This is a genomic window from Blattabacterium sp. (Blatta orientalis) str. Tarazona (genome assembly GCF_000334405.1).
In the GTDB taxonomy this organism is placed as follows: domain Bacteria; phylum Bacteroidota; class Bacteroidia; order Flavobacteriales; family Blattabacteriaceae; genus Blattabacterium.
On sequence record NC_020195.1, the window covers coordinates 115,325 to 139,764 of the forward strand.

Genomic DNA, 24,440 nt, shown 5'->3' on the forward strand with positions numbered 1-24,440 from the left:
AAAACGATTCTTTGCAAAGTAATTTTTTTTACTTTTTAGTTATTATTTACAAATAAAAAAATGATTCGATCAATCATTACAGGGACTGGGCATTATTTTCCAGAAAAGGTTATAAAAAGTAATCATTTTTTAAAACATACGTTTTACAATAAGAAGGGGTTAAAAATTGATAAATCAAATGAAGATATTATTAAAAAGTTTCAAAAAATTACAGAGATCAAAGAAAGAAGATATGTAAATAACACTTTATTTAATTCTGATATGGCCACTATAGCTGCAAAAAGAGCTTTAGTTAATTCAAAAATTTATAAAGAAAAAATAGATTACATTATATCTGCCCATAATTATGGAGATATACATCCTATTTCTTTTCAATCTGATTTAGTGCCTTCTATAGCTGCTAGAGTAAAAAATAAACTTCAAATAAGAAATAAGAAATGTCGTCCCTATGATATGATTTTTGGTTGTCCAGGATGGATAGAAGGAATGATATTAGCTGATCAATTATTAAGATCTAAATACGCAAAAAATATACTGATTACTAGTTCTGAAACCTTATCTAAAGTAATAGACCCACATGATAGAAATGCTATGATTTTTTCAGATGGAGCGGGGGCAGCCGTTTTGTCTGCTATTGAAATAAAAGGAGGAAATCACGGAATTCTTTATTATGACTCTCAGTGCGATAATAATGAGGAATTACATTATTTGACTAATGGACCTTCTTTAAACCCTAACTATAAAAAATCTTTAGTAAATATTAGAATGAATGGAAGACGGATCTATGAATATGCATTGACAGAAGTTCCAAATATGCTAAAAAGTATATTAGATCGTGCAAATTTACATCTTAAGGATATAAAAAAAATTCTTATTCATCAAGCTAATGCAAAAATGGATTATGCCATCTTAAAAAGATTATTGAAATTATATGATTATTCATCTTTTAACAAAGATTTTTGTAAAAATTTAATGCCTATGACTATTCAAAAATTAGGAAATTCTTCTGTAGCCACGGTCCCAACTTTGTTAGATTTGATTCTTCAAGGAAAAATGCCTCCTCATGAAATTCAACCTGGAGATACCATCATGATGGCTTCGTTAGGGGCAGGAATGAATATAAATGGGATGATTTATCGTTTTCCTACAAAAAAATTATTATTATGAAAAAAAAAATACATCCTGAAAATTATCGACCTGTAGTCTTTAAAGATATTAATAATGAAAAAATGTTCATTTGTAGATCTACAGTGAAAACTAAAGAGACTATTCAAATAGATGGATCTAGCTATCCACTATATAAAATGGAAATCTCTAGCTATTCCCATCCTTTTTTTACTGGAGAAAAGAGATTTTTAGGAAGAACAGGACCAGCAGAAAGATTTAAGAAAAAATATGAAAAATATAAAAAAATTGGATAAATGGATTCTTTTATATTATATGATGGAAGTACAGAATGGAAAAATTTGCGGCCTATTACCTTGACCAGGCCTATATCAGAAATTCGTTTAGGAATTTTAACCATAAGAGAAAGATGGGAAAAATATTTTGGAGGAAAAGCTTTTGTTCTTACTAAGCCATATCTTTCAAAAAAATATGGAATGGAAAAAAATACTACTACTGTTAAAGACGTTTTCAAAAATATATTGCTAATCAATTCTTCATTTATTCCTAATGAAGAATTGATTTCAATAATCTATAAGTTGAAAGAGGATGAAGCTATATTTTTCAAGGAGAAAATGGTAGCAGTACGAAGATCTCACTATAGATATAGAATAGATCCTCCCTATCTGAAAAAGTATAAAAAAATATATCATATTAATCAAGTGATTTATATCCAATATCCATGGGATATTTTTATCAAAAATGAAATTGTATTGAAACAAGATTTTTCTTTTTTAACAAAAGGAAAAAATTCCTTTTCTTTGTTTGGAAAGAATAACCTACTTTTTAAGGAAAAGATATTTTTAGAAGAAGATATCATAGCAGAAAATATCGTATTAAATGCAAAATTAGGTCCAATATACCTTGAAAGAGGAGTTCAAATTATGGAAGGATCTATGATTAGAGGCCCGGTAGCTATTTGTAAAAAATCTACATTAAATATGGGAACTAAAGTGTATGGATCTACAACTATTGGTCCATTTTGTAAAGTAGGGGGGGAAATAATCAATTCTGTAATATTTTCTTATTCTAATAAAGCTCATGATGGTTTTTTGGGAAATACTATTTTGGGAGAATGGTGTAATTTAGGTGCTGGAACTAATATCTCTAATTTAAGAAATGATTATTCTAAAGTGACAGTTTGGAATTATGAAAAAAAAGACTTTTTTCCTATTGAGGTTCAATTTTTTGGTTTAATTATGGGAGATTATTCGAAATCTTCGGTTAATACTCAATTTAATACAGCTACAATAGTAGGCATAAATGCTAATATTTTTGGATATGGATTTCCACCTAGATACATTCCTTCTTTCACCTTAGGTGGAATACAAGAAAGAAAAGTAATTTCTTTTAAAAAAGTATGTGAAACAGCTGAAAGGATGATGAAGAGAAGAAATGTTCCTTTTTCTCTTTCAGATAAGGAGATTTTAGAATATTTATATAATTCTATGTATGAATGAAATATATTTTTTATTTCTTTTTCTATAAATAATGGTTATATAAACCCTTAATTTTTTTAGTTATTTAGTTTAGATTGTATATAATAAATAAAATGATTTTATGCTGAAACATAATTTAGGTTATCCTCGTATAGGAATCCGAAGGGAATTAAAAAGAGCTTGTGAAGCTTACTGGAATCATAAAATTACTCCTAATGAATTATTCCACATTGGTAAAAAAATACGGGAAGAAAATTGGAAAATGCAAGAAAAATCTGGTTTAGATTTGATTCCGTGTAATGATTTTAGTTTTTATGATCAGATATTGGATATGTCTCTATTATTGGGAGTAATCCCAGAATCCTATTCTTCAATTCCCATCATACATGATGATATTGATCTTTATTTTTCTATGGCTAGAGGATTTCAAAAAAATGGATGGGATATCAAGGCGATGGAAATGACTAAATGGTTTAATACGAATTATCATTATATAGTTCCAGAATTTCAAAAAGATCAAAAATTTCATGTTTTCTCTAAAAAAGTATTCGAAGAGTTTGAAGAAGCTAGAAAATTTTTAGAGAATGGAATTCCAAAACCAGTTTTGATTGGTCCTGTTTCTTTTCTTTTTTTGGGAAAGGAGAAGAATAAATCTTTTCATAGAATGGATTTAATAGAAAACATTCTTCCTACTTACATACAAATAATACAAAGATTGATAGATCAAGGAGCTGTTTGGATTCAAATAGATGAACCCATTTTAGTTTTAGATTTAACTAAAAAAGAAATAGAGGCTTTTCAATATGCCTACCAAAAAATATCCAATATTTTTTCCGGAATTAATATTTTATTAACATCTTATTTCGATGGAATTTCTGAAAATCTATTTCTTCTTAGGGATATTTCTATAAAGGCTTTACATATTGATTTGATAGAAAATCCAGAACAATTGGAAGAGATATTGAATTTCTTAAGAAACAAAGATATGATGTTATCTTTAGGATTAATCGATGGAAGAAATATTTGGAAGAATAATTATATGAATTCCATTAAACACATAGAAAAAGCAATCAAAATTTTAGGAGAAAAAAAAGTGATGATTGCACCTAATTGTTCTCTTTTACATGTTCCTTTAGATATAGAAGAAGAGAGATCTATTCATCCAGATGTAAAAAACAGAATGTCTTTTGCAAAACAAAAAATTTATGAATTAAGTGATTTAGAAAATATCATAAAGGGAAATCAGAAGATTTTATTGAAAAATTTTGATTCTTTGGAAAAAGCAAAAGATTCTTCAATTATTCACAATAAAGAGGTAAAAAAAAGAGTTTTACAAGTAAAAAAAGAGGAGACAAAAAGGAAAAGTCCTTTTAAAATACGTCAGAAAAAACAGAATAAAAAATTTCTTTTTCCTTTGTTTCCTACTACTACGATCGGCTCTTTTCCTCAAACAAAAGAAATTCGTACTTTAAGGAGTAAATTTCGGAAAAACGAATTAAGTCAAGAAGAATATGAAAAAAGAATTGAAGAATTTATTATAGATCTTATTCGAAAACAAGAAGAAATAAATCTAGATGTTTTTGTGCATGGAGAATTTGAGAGAAATGATATGGTAGAATTTTTTTCAGAAAAATTAAAAGGATTTCTTACTACTGAAAATGGATGGGTTCAGAGTTATGGAAGTCGTTGTGTGAAGCCTCCTGTGATTTATGGAGATGTAAGCAGATCTAATGATATGACAGTTAAGTGGATTTGTTTTGCACAGTCTAAAACAAATAAGTTAATGAAAGGAATGTTAACCGGACCTGTGACTATCTTACAATGGTCTTTTGTCAGAGATGATCAACCCCTTTCTACTACTGCTTATCAGATTGCTTGGGCTATTAGAGATGAAGTAGAATCTTTAGAAAAATCTGGAATTCAAATAATTCAAATAGATGAACCAGCTCTTAGAGAAGGACTTCCCTTAAAAAAAAAGGATTGGAAAGGATATTTTGATTGGTCTATTAAAGCTTTTCGTATTTCTTCAAGCGGGGTAGAAGATGAAACACAAATTCACACACATATGTGTTATAGTGAATTTAATGATATATTAGAACATATAGCGGATTTGGATGCCGATGTCATTACTATGGAAACTTCAAGGTCTAAAATGGAATTGCTACAGGCATTTTCAGAATTTTCTTATCCTAATGAAATTGGACCAGGAGTATATGATATTCATTCTCCAAGAATTCCTACTGTGGAAGAAATATTTGATTTAATTCAAAAAGCTTCTAATAAATTACCAATCAGAAATATTTGGATTAATCCAGATTGTGGATTAAAAACTAGAAAATGGGAAGAAGTTCTTCCTTCACTTAAAAATATGACAGAAGCAGCAAAAAGGCAAGAGAAAAAATTAGGTAGAAAAATATCTTATCAAAAAGGATATATTTGTGTAAAATCTTTGAAATGACGTTACAGGATAAAGAAGAAAGAATCAAAAAAGAATTTTCTTTTCTAAGAAATTGGGAAGAAAAATATGAATATCTTATAGATTTAGGAATGAAATTACCAAAAAAATCTGATAAATTTAGATCTGAAGATAAATTGATTCATGGATGCCAATCTAAAGTTTGGTTAGATTCTAAATTAAGAGGAAAACTGGTTTTTTTTGATGCAGATAGTGATGCCTTATTACCTAAAGGAATGGCGGCTCTTATGATTTTTGTTTATTCTGGACATTCTCCTTTTGAAATTATTTCTTCGAAGGCGAATTTTATTTCTGAAATAGGATTTCAAACATTTTTATCTCCGATTCGAGCTAATGGGATACTTTTATTTTTAAAAAAAATAAAGTTTTATGCCATTGCTTTTAATGTAAAATTATCTGTTAGATTGAATGGTAAAATTTCGTAAAAATTTTACCATTCTTTTCTTTATTTTATAAAAAAAAAGAAAATATGAGGTTTCATACTATTAATCCTGTTGATAATCATATACTAAATACTTATTCTTTTATAGAGGATAAGGATATTATGGATAAGCTCTCTCTAGCTCAAAAAGCTTATGAAAAATGGAAAAATTTTTCCTATTCTTCTAGGATAGGATATATAATGAAATTATCTTCTTCCATGCAAGATCTCATAGACATTATAGCCTATTTAATAACTCAAGAAATGGGAAAACCTATAACTCAATCACGTTTGGAAGTAGAAAAGTGTATCAAATTATGCGAGTATTATTCTAGTTTAGAAGAATCGATCTTTTTTCAGGATATATCTACTGAATATGAAAAATCTTATATTCGATTTGAATCTATAGGAGCTACATTAGGAATTATGCCTTGGAATTATCCTATTTGGCAAACCATAAGATATGCAATTCCTAATATTTTATTAGGGAATGTAATAGTACTTAAACCTGCTACTAATACGGCTGGATGTTCTCTTCTTTTAGAAAAAATATTTATTGAATCTGGTTTTCCAAGAGGACTTTTTCAAGTTTTTTTAATAGATATACCTAAAATAAAATCTGTTATAGCTCATCCAATTATACAAGGTGTTTCTTTTACAGGAAGTCATTTAGCTGGAAGTCATATAGGATATTTATCTGGAAAATATATTAAAAAATCTGTTTTAGAATTAGGTGGAAATGATGCTTTTGTAGTTATGAGAGATGTAGAGAATCTAAAAAAAACGGCTAAATTAGCTACGGAATCTAGATTGAATAATACAGGACAAACATGTATTTCCGCTAAAAGATTTATAGTAGATAATTTTATTGTAGATGATTTTATAGATCTGGTTATTCAAGAAATGAAACAGTATCATAGGGGAGATGTACATGAGGAATCTACTAAAATAGGGTATATTTCTCGTGTAGACTTATCTGAAAAATTATATAAACAATATAAAGATATTATTTCAAATGGAGGAAAAGTATGTTTACAAACTACAAGAGATGAAAATTTTTTTTCTCCTTGTTTATTGAAAATGGAAGATAAGAATTTTTCTTACAATCAAGAGGAAATATTTGGACCAATAGGAATCGTTTATACTTTTTCTAATGAGGAAGAAATTCCTTCTATGGTAAATGCAACCTGTTATGGTCTAGGGGCTTCTCTTTGGACTAAAGACTTAAAAAAAGCGGAATTTTTATCCAAGAAAATAAATACAGGTATGGTTTTTATCAATGAAATAGTAAAATCTGATCCTCGTTTTCCTTTTGGAGGAATAAAAAAAATCTGGATACGGAAGAGAACTATCTGTTCTATCTCTTAAAGAGTTTTCTAATTGTAAAACTATTATTATCAATAAATGATTCTCAAAGGATTTTTCTCATTCTTGCAACTGGAATTTGCATTTGGTCTCTATATTTAGCTACAGTCCTACGGGCCACCAGATAACCTTTTTTTTTGAGAATTTTCGATAATTTTTCGTCAGTTAGTGGTCTTCTTTTATTTTCTTTAGCAATAGATTCTCCCAATAACTTTTTTATTTCAATAGAAGAAATTTCTATCCCTTCTTCGTTTATCATTTTTTCAGAAAAAAAACTTTTGATCAAAAAAGTTCCATATGGGGTATTGACATATTTACTATTGGCAACACGAGATACAGTGGATATCCCTACACCTATTTTTTGAGATATATTTTTTAAAATCATCGGTTTTATTTTATATGGATCTCCAGTGAAAAAGTATTCTTTTTGATAATCCATAATGGCATTCATTGTTAACATTAATGTATTTTGACGCTGTTTTATAGCGTCTACGAACCATTTTGCTGAATCTATTTTTTGTTTTAAAAACAAAATCGTATTTTCATTTTTTTTCATGTTCCTCTCTTTTGAACTTTTATAAGATTTTAACATGTCTAAATATAAGGAGGATACTTTTATTTCTGGAGTATTTCTATGATTTAAAGATAATTCTAATTTTCCATCTGAAATACAAATAGTAAAATCTGGAATCAGATGATCTAAATTTCTAGGATTTCCAGAGTAAATTTTTCCTGGTTTTGGATTTAATTTTTCTATTTGATAGATAGCTTTTCGTAAATCATTCTTTGTTGTTCCTAATTTATTTTGCAGTTTTTTATAATTTTTTTTGTAAAAAATTCGAAATTGTTTCTTATTATCCTTTTTGCTAAGTTTACATCGTGTGTATTTTTTTTTATTTTCTAATTGGATAAAAAGACATTCTTGTAAATTCCTAGCTCCTATTCCTATGGGTTCTAGTTTTTGGATATAATTTACAAGTAGTTTTTCCACTTTTTCTGCAGTTACTGGAATCCCAAGTATCAAAAGAATATCATCTACGATGGCTGTAATTTTTCTTCTTATGTAGCCATCTTCGTCTATATTTCCTAATATAAAATCTGCAATTAACAAATCTTCTTGATTTAAACGAAAAGTATGTAATTGACTTTTTAAATATTCTTGAAAAGAAATTCCAGAAACTATGGGGATATATTTTTCTTCATTGTGATTATTTTTGTTATTATTTTTGAAATCTAGAATTTCATCATCACTTAAATATTCATCTATATTTATTTCAGAAATATCTATGGATTTATCTTCTTGTTCTGGAAGATCAAAATCAATGACAGATGTATCTGACTCTTCTATAGAAGAAGGCTCTTCTTCTATTTCTTCTAATGCTGGATTTTCTTCCAATTCTTGTTTCACTCTTTGTTCAAAATCTAAAGTAGATAATTGCACTAATTTCATTAGTTTTATTTGTTGTGGGGAAAGTTTTTGTTGTCCTTTTTGTAAAAATTTCTGTTTTAACATTTTTTAGAATTCTGCATTATGTGGAGTTCTTGGAAAAGGAATAACATCCCGAATATTTTTCATCCCTGTAATGAATTGAACTAAACGATCAAATCCTAGGCCAAATCCACTATGAGGAACAGAACCAAAACGACGTGTATCTAAATACCACCAAAGTTTCCTATCATCTATGTTTTTATCTTTGATACGCTTTAATAAAATATCATAACGTTCTTCCCGTTGAGAGCCTCCAATGATTTCTCCTATTTCTGGAAATAAAATATCCATAGCTCTAACTGTTTTTCCATCATTATTTATACGCATATAAAAGGCTTTAATACAAGAAGGATAATCAAAAACAATTACAGGGCATTGAAAACATTTTTTTACTAGATATTGTTCATGTTCTGATTGTAAATCCATTCCCCAAATAACTGGATGAACAAATTTTACCATTTTTTTCTGGATGCTTTTTTCCAGAATATTTATTACTTCCGTGTAACTAATTCTTTGAAACGGAAATTTTAATATAAGCTCTAATCTTTCTAAAAGTGTAGATTTCTGTTTTTGATTCCATTTTTTTATATGGTCCTTTAAAAAGGATAGATCTTCTATACAATTTTCAATGGTATATCGTATAACAAATTTTAAAAAATCCTCAGCTATATCCATATTTTCTTCTAAATGATAAAAGGCCATTTCTGGTTCTATCATCCAAAATTCAGATAAATGTCGTGAAGTATTGGAATTTTCTGCACGAAAAGCAGGTCCAAATGTATATACTTTTCCTAAAGCTAAAGAAGCGGTTTCTGCTTCTAATTGTCCAGATACACTCAAGTAGGTTTTGCACTGAAAAAAATCTTTTGCATAATCTACATTTTCTCTTATATGTGGAATATTTTTTAAATCCATAGTTGTTACCTGAAACATTTTTCCAGCTCCTTCAGCATTTGAAGTGGTAATAATTGGAGTATTGATGTAAAAAAAACCATGTTCATGAAAATATTTATGTATAGAAAAAGCTACATGATGACGGACACGCATAATACTACTAAAAATATTTGTACGAAAACGTAGATGTGCTTGTTTTCGTAAGGTTTCTAAACTATGTTTTTTCGGTTGTAAAATAGTTTTTTGAAAACTTTTTTGGTCTACTTCTCCATAGATCCTTATATCTAAAGATTTTAATTCTATAGATTGTTTTTTTCCTAAACTTTCTATGATTATACCTATAACTTTAATGGAACTCCCAATGGTAATTTTTTTCAAAAACTCCTTTTCTAAATTTTTAGATAAAATAATTTGAATATTTTTTATTGTTGATCCATCATTTAATGTGATGAAAATGGAATTTCGAAAAGAACGAATCCATCCCTCAACTAAAACTTTTTTATTTAAAAATTTTTTTCCTTTTTCCAATAATTCTTTAATTGAATATTTTTCTATCATGGATCAACGAATTATATACTTAATATTTCTTTTTCTTTGGAAAAAAAAAGAACATCTATTTTTTGAATAGAGACCTTGGTAATTTTTTGTATACGATTTTCTCCTGTTTTAGATAAATCTTCAGATATTTTCAATCTTTTTATAGATTGGTTATACTTTTTTCGTGTGGTTCTCACGAATATTTTGCTTTTCTGTTTTTGTTTTAATTTTTTCATTAAGTTCTTTCTTCCTTCTTCCGTAAGAATAGGAAGACGAATGTGAATGGATTCTCCTTTATTGGTTGGCATAAAACCAAGATTTTCATCTATAATTGCTTTGTCTATATAGGAGATGATAGCACGATCCCAAGGATGAATCGTAATATTCATATTATCTACAATGGTAATTGTGGCCACTTCAATTAAAGGAAAAAAAGAAGCATAACACTTTATTTTTATTTTTTCTAAAAGGGGAACAACGGATTTGCTTCCCAATCGAATGCGATGGATTTCTTCTTGAAGTTGTTTAAAAATTTTCTCCATATCTTTTTTGCAAGAAAAAAAATTTACATTTAATTCATCCATAATTTTTTCTATTTTTCGTTAGAAACCAGAGTTCCTATCTCTTCTCCGGAAATTACTTTTTTAAAATTTTCTTTTCTATTTATATCAAAAATAATAATAGGTAAATTATTTTCATTTCCTAAAATAAAAGCTGTTTGATCCATTACCTTGATTCCCATTTGATAAGCCATATCAAAGGATATTTTCTTAAGTTTTTTAGCATATTTATCTTTTTCTGGATCCTTGGTATAGATTCCATCTACTCTGGTTCCTTTTAATAAAACATCGGCTTTAATTTCTATAGCACGTAATACGGCAGCTGTATCTGTGGTAAAATATGGATTTCCTAAACCTGCCACGAATATCACCACTCTTCCTTTTTCAAGATGATGAATAGCTTTATCTTTTACAAATGGTTCTGCTATTTGATCCATTCTAATAGCTGTTTGTATAGAAGTACATATTCCGACATTTTTTAAGTAAGCTTGGAAAGCTATTCCGTTTATAACAGTAGCTAACATCCCCATATAATCTCCTCCTATCCTATCTATCGTATTTTCCTTTATTCTAGAAGAAAATCCTCTAAATATATTTCCTCCACCAATCACTATAGCTACCTGTCCCCCCATTTCTACTACTTTTTTGACTTCTTCAGCGTATTGTTGAAGACGAGTAGAATGAAGTCCGAATTCGTTATTTCCCATAAGAGCTTCTCCGCTTAATTTCAACAAGGATCTTTTGTACTTCATGAAAAAGATATTTAAAAAAAGATTAAAGATTATGGAAAAATACCTAATTTTTCATAAGAATCTATGATTTTGTTTATAGCAAGAACAAATGCCGCAGTACGCATGTTTTCTATTTTTAAGGATTTTTTTAGATCACGAATCTTATGAAATCCATTGATCATTGTATCTTCTAGTCCACTACGTACTAGATCTATTTCTCTTGGTCCTCTTAAAATCATTTTTTTTTCTTCTATTGGAATTTTTTTTCTACAACTAGTTTCTATAACTTGCAGCAATTCTGTATTCATATTTTCACTAAAACGTTTTTCCATGCGTCCATAACGAACATGACTTAAATTTTTTAACCATTCAAAGTAAGAGACAGTGACTCCTCCAGCATTCAAATAAATATCTGGAACTATAAGAACTCCCTTTTTCCCTAATATATCATCAGCTTCAGGAGTCACTGGTCCATTAGCGGCTTCTCCAATAATTTTTGCCTTAATCCGATTGGCATTATGTTTATGAATCACATTTTCTAACGCAGCTGGAATAAGGATATCACATTCTAATTCTAAGGCTTTTTCTGTATCCTCTATATTTTTTGATTCTGGAAAATTCAATATAGATCCGGTTTTCTTCAAGTGAATAATCACATTTGAGACATTCAAACCTTTTTTATTGTAAATAGCTCCTTCCCTTTCTGCTAAAGCTACAATAATAGCTCCTGCTTCATGAAAAAATGTTGCCGCATGATAACCTACATTTCCTAGACCTTGGATAATCACTTTTTTTCCATTTAATCCTACATCAAGACCTACAGATAACATCTCTTCTTTCATCTTACATAATTCTCTAATTCCATAAAATACTCCTAATCCTGTTGCTTCTTTTCTTCCTCTTACTCCACCTTGAGAAACAGGTTTTCCTGTAACACAGGCTAGAGCATCCACTTCTCCAGGACTAAGAGATAAAAAGGTGTCAAAAATCCAACTCATTTCTCTTTCTCCGGTTCCATAATCAGGGGCTGGAACATCTATCCCTGGACCTATTAAAATTTTTTTTATTAATTCAGAAGTGTAACGACGGGTTATTTTTTCTATATTTTCTGTAGAGATAATTTGTGGATCAATTTTAATCCCCCCTTTAGCTCCACCAAAAGGAACATCTACTATAGCACATTTATACGTCATCAATGCAGCTAAAGTCATCACTTCATCTTGGTTTACTTTTATGCTATATCTAATGCCTCCTTTGCAGGGAAGTTTATGATGGGAGTGTTGAACCCTATATGCTTCAATCACTTGAATTTCTTTTCCTATTTTTACAGGAAAATGCATGCGATACACAGCATTACAAGATTTAATTTGCTCTAAAAGACCTTTTTTAATAGAAAGGTACCGTGCAGCTTTATCAAAATTTTTTTCTATACAACTAAAAAAACTATACGCATCAGCTTTACTTTTGGTTTTTTTTGACATAAAAAAAGTTTTTACACATTTAATGAAAAAAATTTCAAAACGACTGCCGGATGACCAGATACAAATCTACGTTTTATAACAATAAAACTTTCATCAAACATCGATTAATTTTAAATTATAAAATATGATTTAAATAAATAAAATATTTATTATTTTTTTTGGGATGATGATAATTTTTTGTAATATTTTTTCATCTAAAATGAACTTTATTTTAGGATGATTTAAAATTTTTTTTCGGATTTCCTCAATTGTTAGTTTGGATTCAAACGTTTCTTGGAATTTTAATTTTCCATTAAACATAATCGGATAAGTAATTTTTTCTTTCACAAGAAATTTTTGGTCATAAACAGGAAATGGATAAAAAATAATAGATTTTTCTTTTCCGAGTTTTCTCCAAAGTTCTTCAGCTATATGAGGAGAAAAAGGCGCTATTAATTTCACTAACGGTTCCAATATTTTTCTTTTATTGCATTTTAAAATACTTAATTGATTAACCATTATCATCAAATAACTAATGGATGTATTAAAAGAAAATGAATTAATTTTTTCCTGTAGTTTTTTGATGGTGTGATGTAAAATTTTTAGTTCTTGAAATGTCGGATCTAAGTCACTAACCTGAAATACTTTATTTATATGAAATAAACGCAAAAACTTATTTAAAAAATTTTTTATTCCATTGATTTTTTCCTCATTCCAAGGTTTTGATTCCATAACAGGACCCAAAAACATTTCATAAAGACGAAATATATCTGATCCATATTTTTCAGAAATCTTATCTGGAGTGATGACATTATATTTAGATTTTGACATTTTTTCTAATTGTCTTTGACAAAAAAAACGTCCCTTTTCTAAAAAAAATTTTGCCTGAGAAAATTCAGGTCTAGAATCTTGAAACTTATTGATATCTAATTCATTATTAGAATTTACTAGAGATATATCTACATATATTTTTTGTAAATTTTCTCCTTGATTATGAGAGTTTCTTAATCCATAGGAAATAAATATATTTTTTCCAATAATTTTTAGTATAGTAGCTGAATAATTCAGAATCATTCCTTGATTGAATATTTTCTTAAAGGGTTCTTCTGTACTAACCCATCCTCTATCTTTCAGAAATTTATGCCAAAATCTTGCATAAATCAAATGACCCGTAGAATGTTCAGCTCCTCCTATATATAAATCAATATTTTTCCAAATATGTTCTTTTTTCTTATCCAAAAAGAATTGATTGTTATGAGCATCCATATAGCGAAGAAAATACCAACTTGATCCAGCCCAACTTGGCATCGTGCTAGTTTCTATTGGAAAGACATATTTATTATCCACAAGAGTATTGGAAACTATTTTCATTTTTCTTTCGTCCCAAGCCCAATTTTTTACTCTAGTTAATGGAGATTTTCCATTTTTTGGATGATAATTATTTATTTCTGGAAGAAGCAATGGAAGTTTTTCAAGGGGAATGGTTTTTGGAATTTTATTTTTAAAATAAATAGGAATGGGTTCCCCCCAATATCTTTGTCTAGAAAAAATAGCATCACGTAATCGATAACTATTTTTTTTGAACCCTATATTTTTCTCTTCCAAGATTTGAATGACTTTTTTTTTAGCTTCTTGAACTTTTAACCCATTTAGAAAATCAGAATTAATGCATATTCCATTTTTTCCTTCATAAAGTTCATTATTAGTATTCTCTTCTTTTTTTTCAGGAGTCAAAACAGATAAAACTTCTAAATCCATATTTTTTGCAAATTTTTTGCAAATTTTTTCATGACCAGGGACCCCTATTATAGATAGGGTTTCATGATCTACAGAAAAACTATTACTAACATAAATAGGGATTTTCTTTTTTTTAATAAAAGGATGGATCACATAATTTCCTGTAAAAACACCAGAAATATTTTTTTCTTCTACAAGATTTTTTTTACAGTATAGAGAAACTTCTTCTCTATGAGAGGAAATAGAAATTTTTTCTGCCATTGGATGATCTGTAGATAAAATAATGAATGTCATTCCAAATATAGTTTCTGGACGAGAGATGAAAAGTTCTATTCTTTTGATATTCTCTTTTTGGTTTTGGAAAAAAAGTTCTAAAAAAATAGAATATCCTAATGTTTTTCCTATCCAATTATATTGTAATTTTTTTAAAGACTTGGAACAATCAACAGATTCTAATCCTTTTAAAAGTCTTTCTATATAAGCGGTAATTCTTATATGCCATTGTAACATTTTTTTTCTATGAATAGGATACCCACCTCTTTGACTTCTTCCATTTGTAATTTCATCATTGGCTAAAACTGTTCCTAATCCTGGACACCAATTTACTGTATTTTCACATAAAAAAGCCAAACGATAATTCAAAAGAATAGATTCCTTTTTAGAAGAATTGAATTCTTTCCACATTTTAGAATCAAATTTATAGTTTAAAGAATGACTAGCATTAACCAATAAATTTCCATTTTTATTAAATTCTTCTACTAAAAGATCTATCGATTTAGCTTTTTCACTAGTTTTATCATACCAAGAATTAAATATTTGGATAAACATCCATTGAGTCCAACGATAATAAGTAGGATCGCTAGTAGATAATTTTCGACTCCAATCAAAAGAAAGTCCTATTTTATCCATTTGACTTTGATATTTTTTTACATTTTGACGAGTAGTTTTAAAAGGATGCTGTCCAGTTTGAATAGCATATTGTTCTGCAGGAAGCCCAAAAGAATCAAATCCTATAGGGAATAGAACATTATGACCTGTTGTCCGTTTGTATCGTGCATAAATATCTGAAGCTATATATCCTAAACAATGTCCTATATGGAGTCCTGAACCAGAAGGATAAGGAAACATATTTAATATATAGTATTTGGAAGATTTATTTCCGTTATTTTCTTTTGTATGAAAAATATTATGTTTTTTCCAAAATATTTGCCAACGTTTTTCTATTTCACGAAAATTATATTCCATGTTTATTCTATTTTAAATTTTGTAAAATTACTAATGATTTTATTACGTAATTTTAGTAATTTCTAACTGGAGGAAATTTTTAATCTAAAAATTTTATGATAATGAAAAAAAAGTTTTTCTACAAAAAAGAAAAGAAATGTTTAATCACCATAAAGAATGTTTAGAAAATCATTTTGACGAAAATTTTTTAAATAATCAAACTATTAGTTTCCTAGTTAAATTAATCCAAGATCATCCGGATAAGGTTGTAGATATATTCATTTTGTTGAAAATAAATAGAGGAACTTCAGTTTTTAAAGTTTTAGATTTTCCTATAAAAAAAAAAATTATAGAAAGTCTTCCTTCAATTAAAATGATGGAATTATTGAATAAACTATCAGTAGACGATCGTGTTTCCTTCTTGGAAAATCTTCCAAAAAATTCTTTGAAAGATTTAATTAAATATTTAAATCCGGAAGAAAAACGTAATACATTAGTTTCTTTAGGATATCCTGAGAACAGTGTAGGCCGTTTAATGATTCCATATTATCTTGCTGTCCAAGACACTTGGAGTGTACAAGAAGTATTAGACTATATACGTAAAGAAGGTAAAAATAGTGATGTGATAGAAATAGTTTATATAGTAAATCAAAAAGGAAAATTAGTGGATGACATAAAAATACAAGAATTTTTATTAGTAGATACAGCTACAAAAGTAGCTGATTTGATGGATGGACGATACACAGCAGCTTTAAGTGTTATTGATACAGAAGAAGAAGCTACTAAGATATTTTCTATGAATAATCGAGTCTCACTACCTGTCATAGATGATCAAAAAATTTTGCTTGGAATAGTTACTATAGATGATATTTTATGGGTCGTAAATGAAAATTATAGAGAAGATATCCAAAAAATAGGTGGAATGGAAGCTTTGAATCAATCTTATCTGAATGTTCCTTTATCCAAACTAATTAAGAAAAGAGCTGGATGGTTAACATTGTTATTTATAGGTGAGATGTTGACGACCACAGTAATGCAGTATTTTTCTAGTGCTATAGAAAAAGCGGTTGTTTTAGCCTTATTTATTCCTTTAGTTGTTTCTAGCGGGGGAAATAGCGGATCTCAAGCAGCTAGTCTAATTATTCAAGCAATGGCTTTAGGAGAAGTGAAAATGAAAGATTGGTGGATAGTAATGCGAAGAGAAATCATATGTGGTTTTTTTTTAGGAAGTATTTTGGGTTTAACGGGTTTTATACGTGTTTTGACATGGCATAAGATAAATTTTTTTAATTATGGACCTCATTGGATATTAGTTGGGGTAACTATTTTTTTATCTTTAATTGGAGTTGTACTATGGGGAACATTTAGTGGATCTATGTTACCTTTTGTTATTAAAAAATTTAGGGGAGATCCAGCTAGTTCTTCTGCACCATTCGTAGCTACATTGGTAGATGTTGTCGGGTTAATTATATATTTTTCAATCTCTTATATTCTTCTTCAGGGGACTTTGTTATAAAAGATTGATTTCTTAATTTTTGGAGAACTTTTTTAAAATCTTCAGGAATTGAACAGGTAAAATGGCATTTTCCATTTTTTGGATGAATAAAAGAAAGGGATCCTGCATGTAAAGCTTGTCTTTTTAAAAGATTTAAAGAATCTTTGAAAAAATTTATCGATTTTTTCGATAAATATTTTTTCATAAATATTTTATCTCCACCATAAGTAGAATCATTGAACAAAGGATGTCCTAAATATTTGAAATGAACTCTTATTTGATGCGTTTTTCCTGTTTCTAAATTACAAGAAACATAGGTTAGATATTTAAATCTTTCCAAAACTTTATAATGAGTAACGGAATACCTACTTCTGTAAAAATTTCTTTGAAAAAGAGTCATTCTCTTTCTATTATTAGGATCTCTTCCTATAAAACCACTTATAGTTCCTTCTTTTTTTTGTATGTCTCCCCATACTAAGGCTAGATATTTTCTTTGAATAGTTTTAGAAATAAATTGTTGAAATAAATATTTTTGTGCATATTCATTTTTAGCTAAAACAAGTAAACCTGTAGTATCTTTATCTATTCTGTGTACTAAACCTAATCGATATAATTGATGATTATTTTTAAAATGATATTTAATTCCATGAATTAAGGTTCCTTTTTCGTTTCCAAAACCTGGATGTACTACCATTCCTGCAGCTTTGTTGATAACAAGAATATCTTCATCTTCATAAAGAATATTTAGAGGGAGATTTTCTGCAATAATATTTTTATATTCTGAATCTAAAATGGGAGGATAATAAATCTCTGCTTCCACAAGATCAAAAGGTTTTATTTTATAATTTTTTTTTATAATACATTGATTTACTAAAATCTTTCCAGAATTAGTAGCCTTATGAATTTGGTTTCTGCTGATATTTTGAATAGATTTCCTCAAAAATTTATCAATTCGAATAGTTTTTTGATGTTTTTCTACAAAAAATTTAAATTTTTTTATAGACATTTTTTTTATTTTTATTTTCCAAAAACAGGAGGTTTCGTTTTAGTCTTTTGTTCATCCATTTCTTCGTTTATTGGAATTTTTTCTTTTTTCATGTTTTTTTTGAATCATCTTTGTTGGATTCAGATGTTTTTATTAACCTATCTAAAGGTTTGGTAGTTAACCATAGATAAATGGGTTTTTTGTTATCCTGCATCTTTCCAGGAGTAGGTTCCTGACGATATACTTTTGCTTTCGTAGCAGAAGCATCATCCAATGGATCTTCATAATAAAAATTAATGATGTTAAATAATTTTTCTTTCAAAGTATAGGTGGCATTAGATAAAGACATTCCAGTTACATTTGGAACCGTATAGGAATAATTATTTTTTTTGTATCCTTTTCCTATTATTAATGTAATTCCATCTTGATGTGGAAGAATTGATCCAGAAGGAATGATTTTTCCTTTATAAACTACTTTTAAAACCGTATCCTTAGAAAGATCATTTACATATCTTATATCTTTCACCAAGATATGGTGAGCATGAAGTAATTTGATCGCTATACGTTTGTTTTTATTAATTATATTGGGGAGAACTGTAGTTTGAAATTTTTTTGCATTAGCTTGTATGTATATAGATCTTCCTACTTTCACAGGATCTCCTGCTTCTGGAAAAAAGGAAAGTACTTGATAAGGTTTAAAAGATGGATCATAATGTGATGTATCTACATCATATTTTAATCCTAATTTTTTTAAAATAGATATAGATTGGTTTAAAGTTAAATATCGGAGATTTGGGACAATCACGTAAGAACCGTGTTTTGTGTAAATATCGACCCATTTTAATGCAAGGCTAGTTATTTTATATAAAATAAATATAGCAATTAATAAATTTAGAAGTAAAATCAAACAATATTTTGAATACTTCATGTAAGAATAAAATAAAATGTAACTGATTAATATAAAAAAAATAGAGAATAATGAAAAAAATAGCTATTGTTATGGGAGGTTATACAGAGGAATCTATTATTTCGTTAAAAAGCGGAGAAGTAGTTTACAAAAATCTAAGTAAAGAAGAATTTGAAGTTTATAAAATCTATTTATTCATAGAAAAATGGATTTTAAAGGATAAAAATAATAAAGAGTATCCTGTGAATAAACATGATTTTACCGTTCGTATTACAAATGATCAAATTTTGAAATTTGATTGTGTTTTTAATGCTATACATGGAACTCCAGGAGAAGACGGAGTTTTACAAGCTTATTTTCATTTACTGAAAATTCCCTATACAGGATGCCATTTTCATCATGCCAGTATCACTTTTAATAAAAAATATTGTTTAACTTTCTTGAAAGAATTTGGAATTAAAACAGCTCCTTCCTTTTTTTTAAATAAAAACCAATCTTTTTGTGAAAAAAAATTACTAAAAAAAGTAGGATTACCATGTTTTGTAAAACCTAATAGATCCGGATCTAGTTTAGGGATATCTAAAGTCTATCAAGAAAGAGAACTAGCCAAGGCTATAGAACATGCTTTTAGAAAAGATCAAGAAATTATTGTAGAATCATTTCTGAAAGGGACTGAAGTTTCAGTAGGAGTTATTTCCTGGAATCAGGATATTAAAGTTTTACCTATTACAGAAATTATCAGTAGAAATGATTTCTTCGATTTTGAATCGAAGTATTCTGGAAAATCTCAAGAAATCACACCTGCTAGATTATTACCAAGTCTTGAAAAAAAAATACAAAAATTGGCAAAAAAGGTCTATGAAATTTTAAATTTATCAGGGATATCTAGATCGGAATATATACTGGTAAATGGAGATCCTTTTTTTTTAGAAATTAATACAATTCCTGGACTTTCGGAAGAAAGTATACTTCCAAAGCAATTAAAAATAGCCGGAATATCTTTATCTGAATTATTTAAAAAAAATATATACGATTCTATTGAAATTTTCAAGAAAAAAAATTCATAATCTACAATTACATTTACATTTCTTTCTACAAAAACTACTAGTTTTAGTAGAGAAAAATTTCAAAAAATTTTTGAAAAAATGAAATATGGAATACAAAAAAAATAAACCAATAATAATATACTGCCACATTTTAGGTTTTTAATATTTGATAAATAAAAAAAGAAGAAATATAAGCGAATGTGGTCATAAAAAAGAATTGTATTATGGGCCATTTCCAAGACTTTGTTTCTTTTTTTACTATAGATAAGGTACTTAAACATTGCATAGAAAAAGCATAGAAAAAAAGCAAAGAAAATCCTGTAGCAAAATTGTAAACGGGTTTACCTGTATCACTGAATATTTCTTTTTTCATTTTTTCTTTTAAGAAAAAATTTCCATTTTTTTCTATACTATATACAGAAGCCATAGTACTAACAAATACTTCTCTTGCTATAAGAGAAGAGATTAAACCTATTCCTATTTTCCAATCATATCCTAATGGAAGAAGAATGGGTTCCATTTTTTTTCCTAGTAAACCCAAATAAGAATTGGGTAATTCTTTTTTTTCAAATATATTTTCAAAACTAATTGAATATTTACTGGATGGGGAAAAATCTTTTTTAGGACCAAAAGATCCTAACCCCCAAATTAATACACTTAATAATACAATTATTTTTCCAGCGTTATACATGAAAGATTTGATATTTATCCATAGAGTAATCAATATATTTCCGAATATGGGCCATTTATAAGTAGGCATTTCCATAATAAGATGACTTTGATAATCTTTTTTAAGAAATAGATGAAGAATCATGGATATACTTAAAGCAGAAAAAAAACCTAAAAGGTACATTCCCATAAGGACTAATCCTCTCAACTGAATGAAATACCATTTTTTATCCGGAATGATGAGAGAAATTATTAATGTGTAAACAGGTAATCTAGCAGAACAGGTTATAAAAGGAGTTACTAAAATGGTGATTAAACGATCTCTATAATTTTCAATATGTCTAGCAGACATTATTGCAGGGATGGCACAGGCTACACTAGAAATAAGAGGAACTACACTTTTTCCATTTAATCCAAATGGCCGCATAATTCTATCCATTAAAAATATCACTCTGCTTATATAACCACTTTCTTCCATAAGAAGAAGGAAAAATAATAAAAGAAAAATTTGGGGGATAAAAGTGATAATAGTACTAATTCCAGGTAAAAAACCTTGTACAAAGAAATTGTTTAGGGGACCTGGATAAATATTTTCTAGTTTTTTTTGAAGAATAGAAAAAAAAAATTCTAGAATTTTTTTAGGATTTTCTGCCCAAAAAAAGACACTTTGAAATATGATAAACAAGAAAAAAAAGAAAATGAGATAACCCCAAAAAGGATGTAATAATAAATAATTATCTATCTTTTTAGAAAAATCTAAAGAATTTCTTTGGGGATCCAAAAGAAACTCAGAAACTGTTTTAGAAAAAATTTTTCCTATTTCTTCATATCTATCTAATGTTTCTCTAATTTGTAATTTTTTAGAAATGATATTGTGTTTTTTCTTAATCTCCTTCAAAAGTTCATCCTCTTTTAAGAATTTTTTATTATTTGCTAAATAATACCAAGCTCTATAAGTGTTGACCTGATAACCATTTTTTACATCTTGAATAGCAATGGAATGAGATGATCCTGGATTAAAGAAAAAGGAAAATTTATTTTTATGGTTCAGACTACTTATTTTCTGTTTTATCTTATCTATTCCTATTCCTTTTCTTGCATCGATTAAGACGATTTCAGTTAGAAGAAATTTCTTAAGTTTTTCTATATCAATAAAAACCCCTTTTTTTTTGTCTTCATCAAGCATATTCAAAATAAAGAGAACAGGAAAACCTAAATCTTGTATCTGTCTAAATAATAAAAGACTTTTTTTAATATTCGATGAGTCAGCTACAACAAGGATTTTATCTGGATAATCAATATCATCTATATTGTTTAGTAATTTACAAACTATTTCCTCATCTTCAGATGAGGGATATATGCTATAGGTTCCTGGAAGATCTATTATCTGATAGTGGGTCTTTTCATAAGAAAAAAATCCTATTTTTTTATCTACTGTGACTCCTAAATAATTTCCAACTTTTTGGTTGAGTCCAGTTAATTGATTAAACAAAGAAGTTTTTCCGACATTTGGATTTCCAATAAGAGCTAATTTAATTATTCTTTTCCGCATTTCTAAATAATAGGTTCTATGAGAATATTTTCCGCTTCTTTCTTACGTAAAGCTAAACAAGATTGATCATAAATAATACATAGTGGATCATAAAAAATAGAAACAAAAAGTATTTCAAACTTAACACCAGGTAAAACACCTAATTCTAACAATTTTATAGGAAAATCTTCATTTTTATATCCCTTTATAATCCCTTTTTCTCCTTTTTTAAGATTAGATAAGTTCAAATTTATATGTATTTAAAATTTTATTCTTTGTTAAATATACTTTCTTTATGCAAAGAATATTTTATGTTGTTTTTATAAACAAATGAAATTACTTTTTGTCGATAGAAAAAATGAAATAAAGGTTTAAATTTATCTTTAAAAATATGTTATAACTTATGACGTCTATTTTTGTTAGATCCATACAGTTACTACTAAGTATATCTATATTAATTCTTATTCATGAATTAGGTCATTTTTTATTATCTAAAGCATTTAAAGTACGTGTAGAGAGATTTTTTTTGTTTTTTGATCCTTGGTTTTCTATTTTCAAAAAAAAAATAGGAGATACTATTTATGGAATAGGTTGGATCCCTTTAGGAGGATATGTTAAAATATCTGGAATGATGACAAATGAAGAGAGAGATTATTCAGAAAAAGAAAAAATAGATTGGGAATTCCGTTCAAAATCTGCAATAAAAAGACTATTGATTGTATCCGGAGGAATTATTTCGAATGTGTTATTTTCTTTTGTGATTTTTTCTTTTTTGCTATTTAAATATGGAGAAACTTATCTTCCTACAAAAAATGTTAAATATGGAATTGAGGTAGATTATTTAGGAAAAAAAATAGGGTTAAGAAATGGGGACAACATTCTACTTGTCAACGGAAAATATATCCCTTATTTTCATGAAATCCCTAAAGCAATTCTTTTAGGTAATTCCATTACTATAGATCGCATGGGAAAAATTATCCATTTATCATTAAATGATGATAAAAAAAGATTTTTTTTTGATAGAAAAGAATTCAGTTATTTTATAATAAAACCTCGTGTTCCACCTATTATAAATTACGTAGTAAAAGATTCAGGAGCCTATAAATCTGGATTAAAAAATAATGATGAAATTTTAGCGATCAATTCAGAGTTTCTTTTATTTTCCGATCAACTAAAAGATATTTTATCAAAATATAATAACCAAACCATTTTTATTTCTATCAATAGAAATGGGAGACTACTTCAAAAAGAAGTTTTTTTAGATCAAAAAGGGATTTTAGGAATTTCTCTCAAAAATTTTATGGAAATGGATAATATTTTTTTATTCGAAAAAAAGAATTATTCCATAATTGAAAGTTTTCCTTATGGAGTAAAAAAAACTTGGGAGGTTTTAAAAAATCAAATATTTTTTTTAAAAAACGTTTTTCATTTAGAAACTAAAGCTTATAAACAGGTTGGGAGTTTTTTTTCTATGGCTAAAGAATTTCCTTCTCAATGGAATTGGGGGATTTTTTGGACTTTAACAGCCACTTTATCCATATGGTTAGCTTTCTTAAATTTATTTCCTGTTCCATCATTAGATGGCGGTTATATCTTATTTATTCTGATAGAAATGATCACTAAAAAAAGAATAAATGAAAGAATTTTTGAATGTTGTACCATCATTGGATTTCTAATGATTAGTTTGATGATGATTATGGTTATTATTTGGGATATTTTTAAAGTTTTTTCTATTAAAAATTTTTAAGGAAAAAAACTTTCTTTCTAGTAATTCCTATATCGATCATAAGATCATTTTTATGGATTGATGGAATATTATCTATTGGGTTAAAAAAACTCAATCCTATTTTTAGAACATTTTTTTTGCATAGTGTAAGAAATCTATCATAAAATCCTTTTCCATAACCAATACGATATCCTTTTAAATCAAAAACTAATAAAGGGACAAATATCACTTCAATAAAGGAAGGAGGAATAATATGTTTTTGTACAGGTTCAGGAATTCCATATTTGTTATTCTTTAAGGTAGTTTTTCTATCAAGAAGACAATTTTCTATGGATAAACTGTGAAAATTTGAGTAAGGAACTGTTATATATTTCCCTTTTTGAAAAAGAAAGTTAGTAATGAGGAAAGTATTGATTTCGTTATATTTTTGTATAGGTAAAAAAATATGATAATATGTTTTCTCCCATATAAAGAAAAGTTTTTTGAATTGAATAAATATATCATAACTACTTTTCAATACTTCTTTTTTAGTAAGTGATTTTCTGTAAAAAAGATATTTTTTTCGTAATTTTTTTTTCATTCAT

The 24,440-nt window shown here is 27.7% G+C and carries 20 protein-coding genes; 9 read left to right on the forward strand and 11 right to left on the reverse strand.

Going from position 1 to position 24,440, the window contains the following annotated elements:
• Positions 1-60: 60 nt before the first annotated feature.
• From BLBBOR_RS00565 to BLBBOR_RS00590, 6 genes are all read left to right on the forward strand, one after another.
• Complete coding sequence (locus tag BLBBOR_RS00565) at positions 61-1,167, forward strand: 3-oxoacyl-ACP synthase III family protein (RefSeq protein ID WP_015370513.1); 1,107 nt, start codon at positions 61-63, stop codon at positions 1,165-1,167.
• A complete protein-coding gene (locus tag BLBBOR_RS00570; RefSeq protein WP_012821655.1) occupies positions 1,164-1,421 on the forward strand; it encodes a type B 50S ribosomal protein L31 in 258 nt (85 codons plus the stop codon). The genes BLBBOR_RS00565 and BLBBOR_RS00570 overlap by 4 nt, the downstream gene beginning before the upstream one ends.
• On the forward strand, positions 1,422-2,624 hold the full coding sequence (locus BLBBOR_RS00575) for a putative sugar nucleotidyl transferase (protein WP_015370514.1): 1,203 nt from the start codon (positions 1,422-1,424) through the stop codon (positions 2,622-2,624). It abuts the gene before it with no gap.
• A 100-nt stretch (positions 2,625-2,724) separates the two neighbouring features.
• A complete protein-coding gene (metE, locus tag BLBBOR_RS00580; protein WP_015370515.1) occupies positions 2,725-5,061 on the forward strand; it encodes a 5-methyltetrahydropteroyltriglutamate--homocysteine S-methyltransferase in 2,337 nt (778 codons plus the stop codon).
• Positions 5,058-5,504, forward strand: coding sequence for a SufE family protein (locus tag BLBBOR_RS00585; RefSeq protein WP_015370516.1), 447 nt, complete (start codon positions 5,058-5,060; stop codon positions 5,502-5,504). Before metE ends, BLBBOR_RS00585 begins: the two co-directional genes overlap by 4 nt.
• 44 nt (positions 5,505-5,548) lie before the next feature.
• Complete coding sequence (locus BLBBOR_RS00590; protein WP_015370517.1) at positions 5,549-6,868, forward strand: aldehyde dehydrogenase family protein; 1,320 nt, start codon at positions 5,549-5,551, stop codon at positions 6,866-6,868.
• A 43-nt stretch (positions 6,869-6,911) separates the two neighbouring features.
• Here BLBBOR_RS00590 and rpoN read toward each other — a convergent pair whose 3' ends face one another.
• The 6 genes from rpoN to leuS all read right to left on the reverse strand — a co-directional run bounded on the left by rpoN (position 6,912) and on the right by leuS (position 15,518).
• On the reverse strand, positions 6,912-8,378 hold the full coding sequence (rpoN, locus tag BLBBOR_RS00595) for an RNA polymerase factor sigma-54 (RefSeq protein WP_015370518.1): 1,467 nt from the start codon (positions 8,376-8,378) through the stop codon (positions 6,912-6,914).
• A gap of 3 nt (positions 8,379-8,381) precedes the next feature.
• Positions 8,382-9,806 (reverse strand): asparagine--tRNA ligase, encoded by a 1,425-nt coding sequence (asnS, locus tag BLBBOR_RS00600; RefSeq protein ID WP_015370519.1) that lies wholly within the window; start codon positions 9,804-9,806, stop codon positions 8,382-8,384.
• An 11-nt stretch (positions 9,807-9,817) separates the two neighbouring features.
• The gene (locus tag BLBBOR_RS00605) at positions 9,818-10,369 is read right to left on the reverse strand and encodes a ribosome-recycling factor (RefSeq protein ID WP_015370520.1); all 552 of its coding nucleotides are present in this window, start codon (positions 10,367-10,369) and stop codon (positions 9,818-9,820) included.
• Positions 10,370-10,377: 8 nt separating this feature from the next.
• On the reverse strand, positions 10,378-11,097 hold the full coding sequence (pyrH, locus tag BLBBOR_RS00610; RefSeq protein ID WP_015370521.1) for a UMP kinase: 720 nt from the start codon (positions 11,095-11,097) through the stop codon (positions 10,378-10,380).
• Between the two features lie 29 nt (positions 11,098-11,126).
• Positions 11,127-12,557 (reverse strand): Glu/Leu/Phe/Val dehydrogenase, encoded by a 1,431-nt coding sequence (locus tag BLBBOR_RS00615; RefSeq protein ID WP_015370522.1) that lies wholly within the window; start codon positions 12,555-12,557, stop codon positions 11,127-11,129.
• Positions 12,558-12,686: 129 nt separating this feature from the next.
• Complete coding sequence (gene leuS / locus BLBBOR_RS00620; RefSeq protein WP_015370523.1) at positions 12,687-15,518, reverse strand: leucine--tRNA ligase; 2,832 nt, start codon at positions 15,516-15,518, stop codon at positions 12,687-12,689.
• A 136-nt stretch (positions 15,519-15,654) separates the two neighbouring features.
• Here leuS and mgtE point away from each other — a divergent pair, with 136 nt between their 5' ends.
• Positions 15,655-17,013, forward strand: coding sequence for a magnesium transporter (gene mgtE / locus BLBBOR_RS00625; protein WP_015370524.1), 1,359 nt, complete (start codon positions 15,655-15,657; stop codon positions 17,011-17,013).
• Here mgtE and BLBBOR_RS00630 read toward each other — a convergent pair.
• Together BLBBOR_RS00630 and BLBBOR_RS00635 are read right to left on the reverse strand one after the other, a co-directional pair.
• Positions 16,964-17,998: an RluA family pseudouridine synthase gene (locus BLBBOR_RS00630; RefSeq protein WP_015370525.1), complete on the reverse strand. Its 1,035-nt coding sequence runs from the start codon at positions 17,996-17,998 to the stop codon at positions 16,964-16,966. The two genes, mgtE and BLBBOR_RS00630, sit on opposite strands and share 50 nt — an antisense overlap.
• An 88-nt stretch (positions 17,999-18,086) precedes the next feature.
• A complete protein-coding gene (locus tag BLBBOR_RS00635) occupies positions 18,087-18,905 on the reverse strand; it encodes a PASTA domain-containing protein (protein ID WP_015370526.1) in 819 nt (272 codons plus the stop codon).
• 50 nt (positions 18,906-18,955) lie between these two features.
• On the opposite strand from BLBBOR_RS00635, the gene BLBBOR_RS00640 reads away from it, so the two are divergent.
• Entirely contained in the window at positions 18,956-19,951 is a 996-nt protein-coding gene (locus BLBBOR_RS00640) for a D-alanine--D-alanine ligase (protein WP_015370527.1), read from the forward strand.
• A gap of 130 nt (positions 19,952-20,081) precedes the next feature.
• Here BLBBOR_RS00640 and feoB read toward each other — a convergent pair whose 3' ends face one another.
• Both feoB and BLBBOR_RS00650 read right to left on the reverse strand, forming a co-directional pair.
• Positions 20,082-22,151, reverse strand: a complete 2,070-nt coding sequence (gene feoB, locus BLBBOR_RS00645) for a ferrous iron transport protein B (RefSeq protein WP_015370528.1) — start codon at positions 22,149-22,151, stop codon at positions 20,082-20,084.
• A 2-nt stretch (positions 22,152-22,153) separates the two neighbouring features.
• Entirely contained in the window at positions 22,154-22,378 is a 225-nt protein-coding gene (locus BLBBOR_RS00650) for a FeoA family protein (protein WP_012821639.1), read from the reverse strand.
• 155 nt (positions 22,379-22,533) lie between these two features.
• Between BLBBOR_RS00650 and rseP the strand changes: the two genes are divergently transcribed.
• Positions 22,534-23,877, forward strand: a complete 1,344-nt coding sequence (rseP, locus tag BLBBOR_RS00655) for an RIP metalloprotease RseP (protein ID WP_015370529.1) — start codon at positions 22,534-22,536, stop codon at positions 23,875-23,877.
• Here rseP and BLBBOR_RS00660 read toward each other — a convergent pair.
• The gene (locus BLBBOR_RS00660; RefSeq protein ID WP_015370530.1) at positions 23,864-24,436 is read right to left on the reverse strand and encodes a 5-formyltetrahydrofolate cyclo-ligase; all 573 of its coding nucleotides are present in this window, start codon (positions 24,434-24,436) and stop codon (positions 23,864-23,866) included. The two genes, rseP and BLBBOR_RS00660, sit on opposite strands and share 14 nt — an antisense overlap.
• Positions 24,437-24,440: the final 4 nt, after the last annotated feature.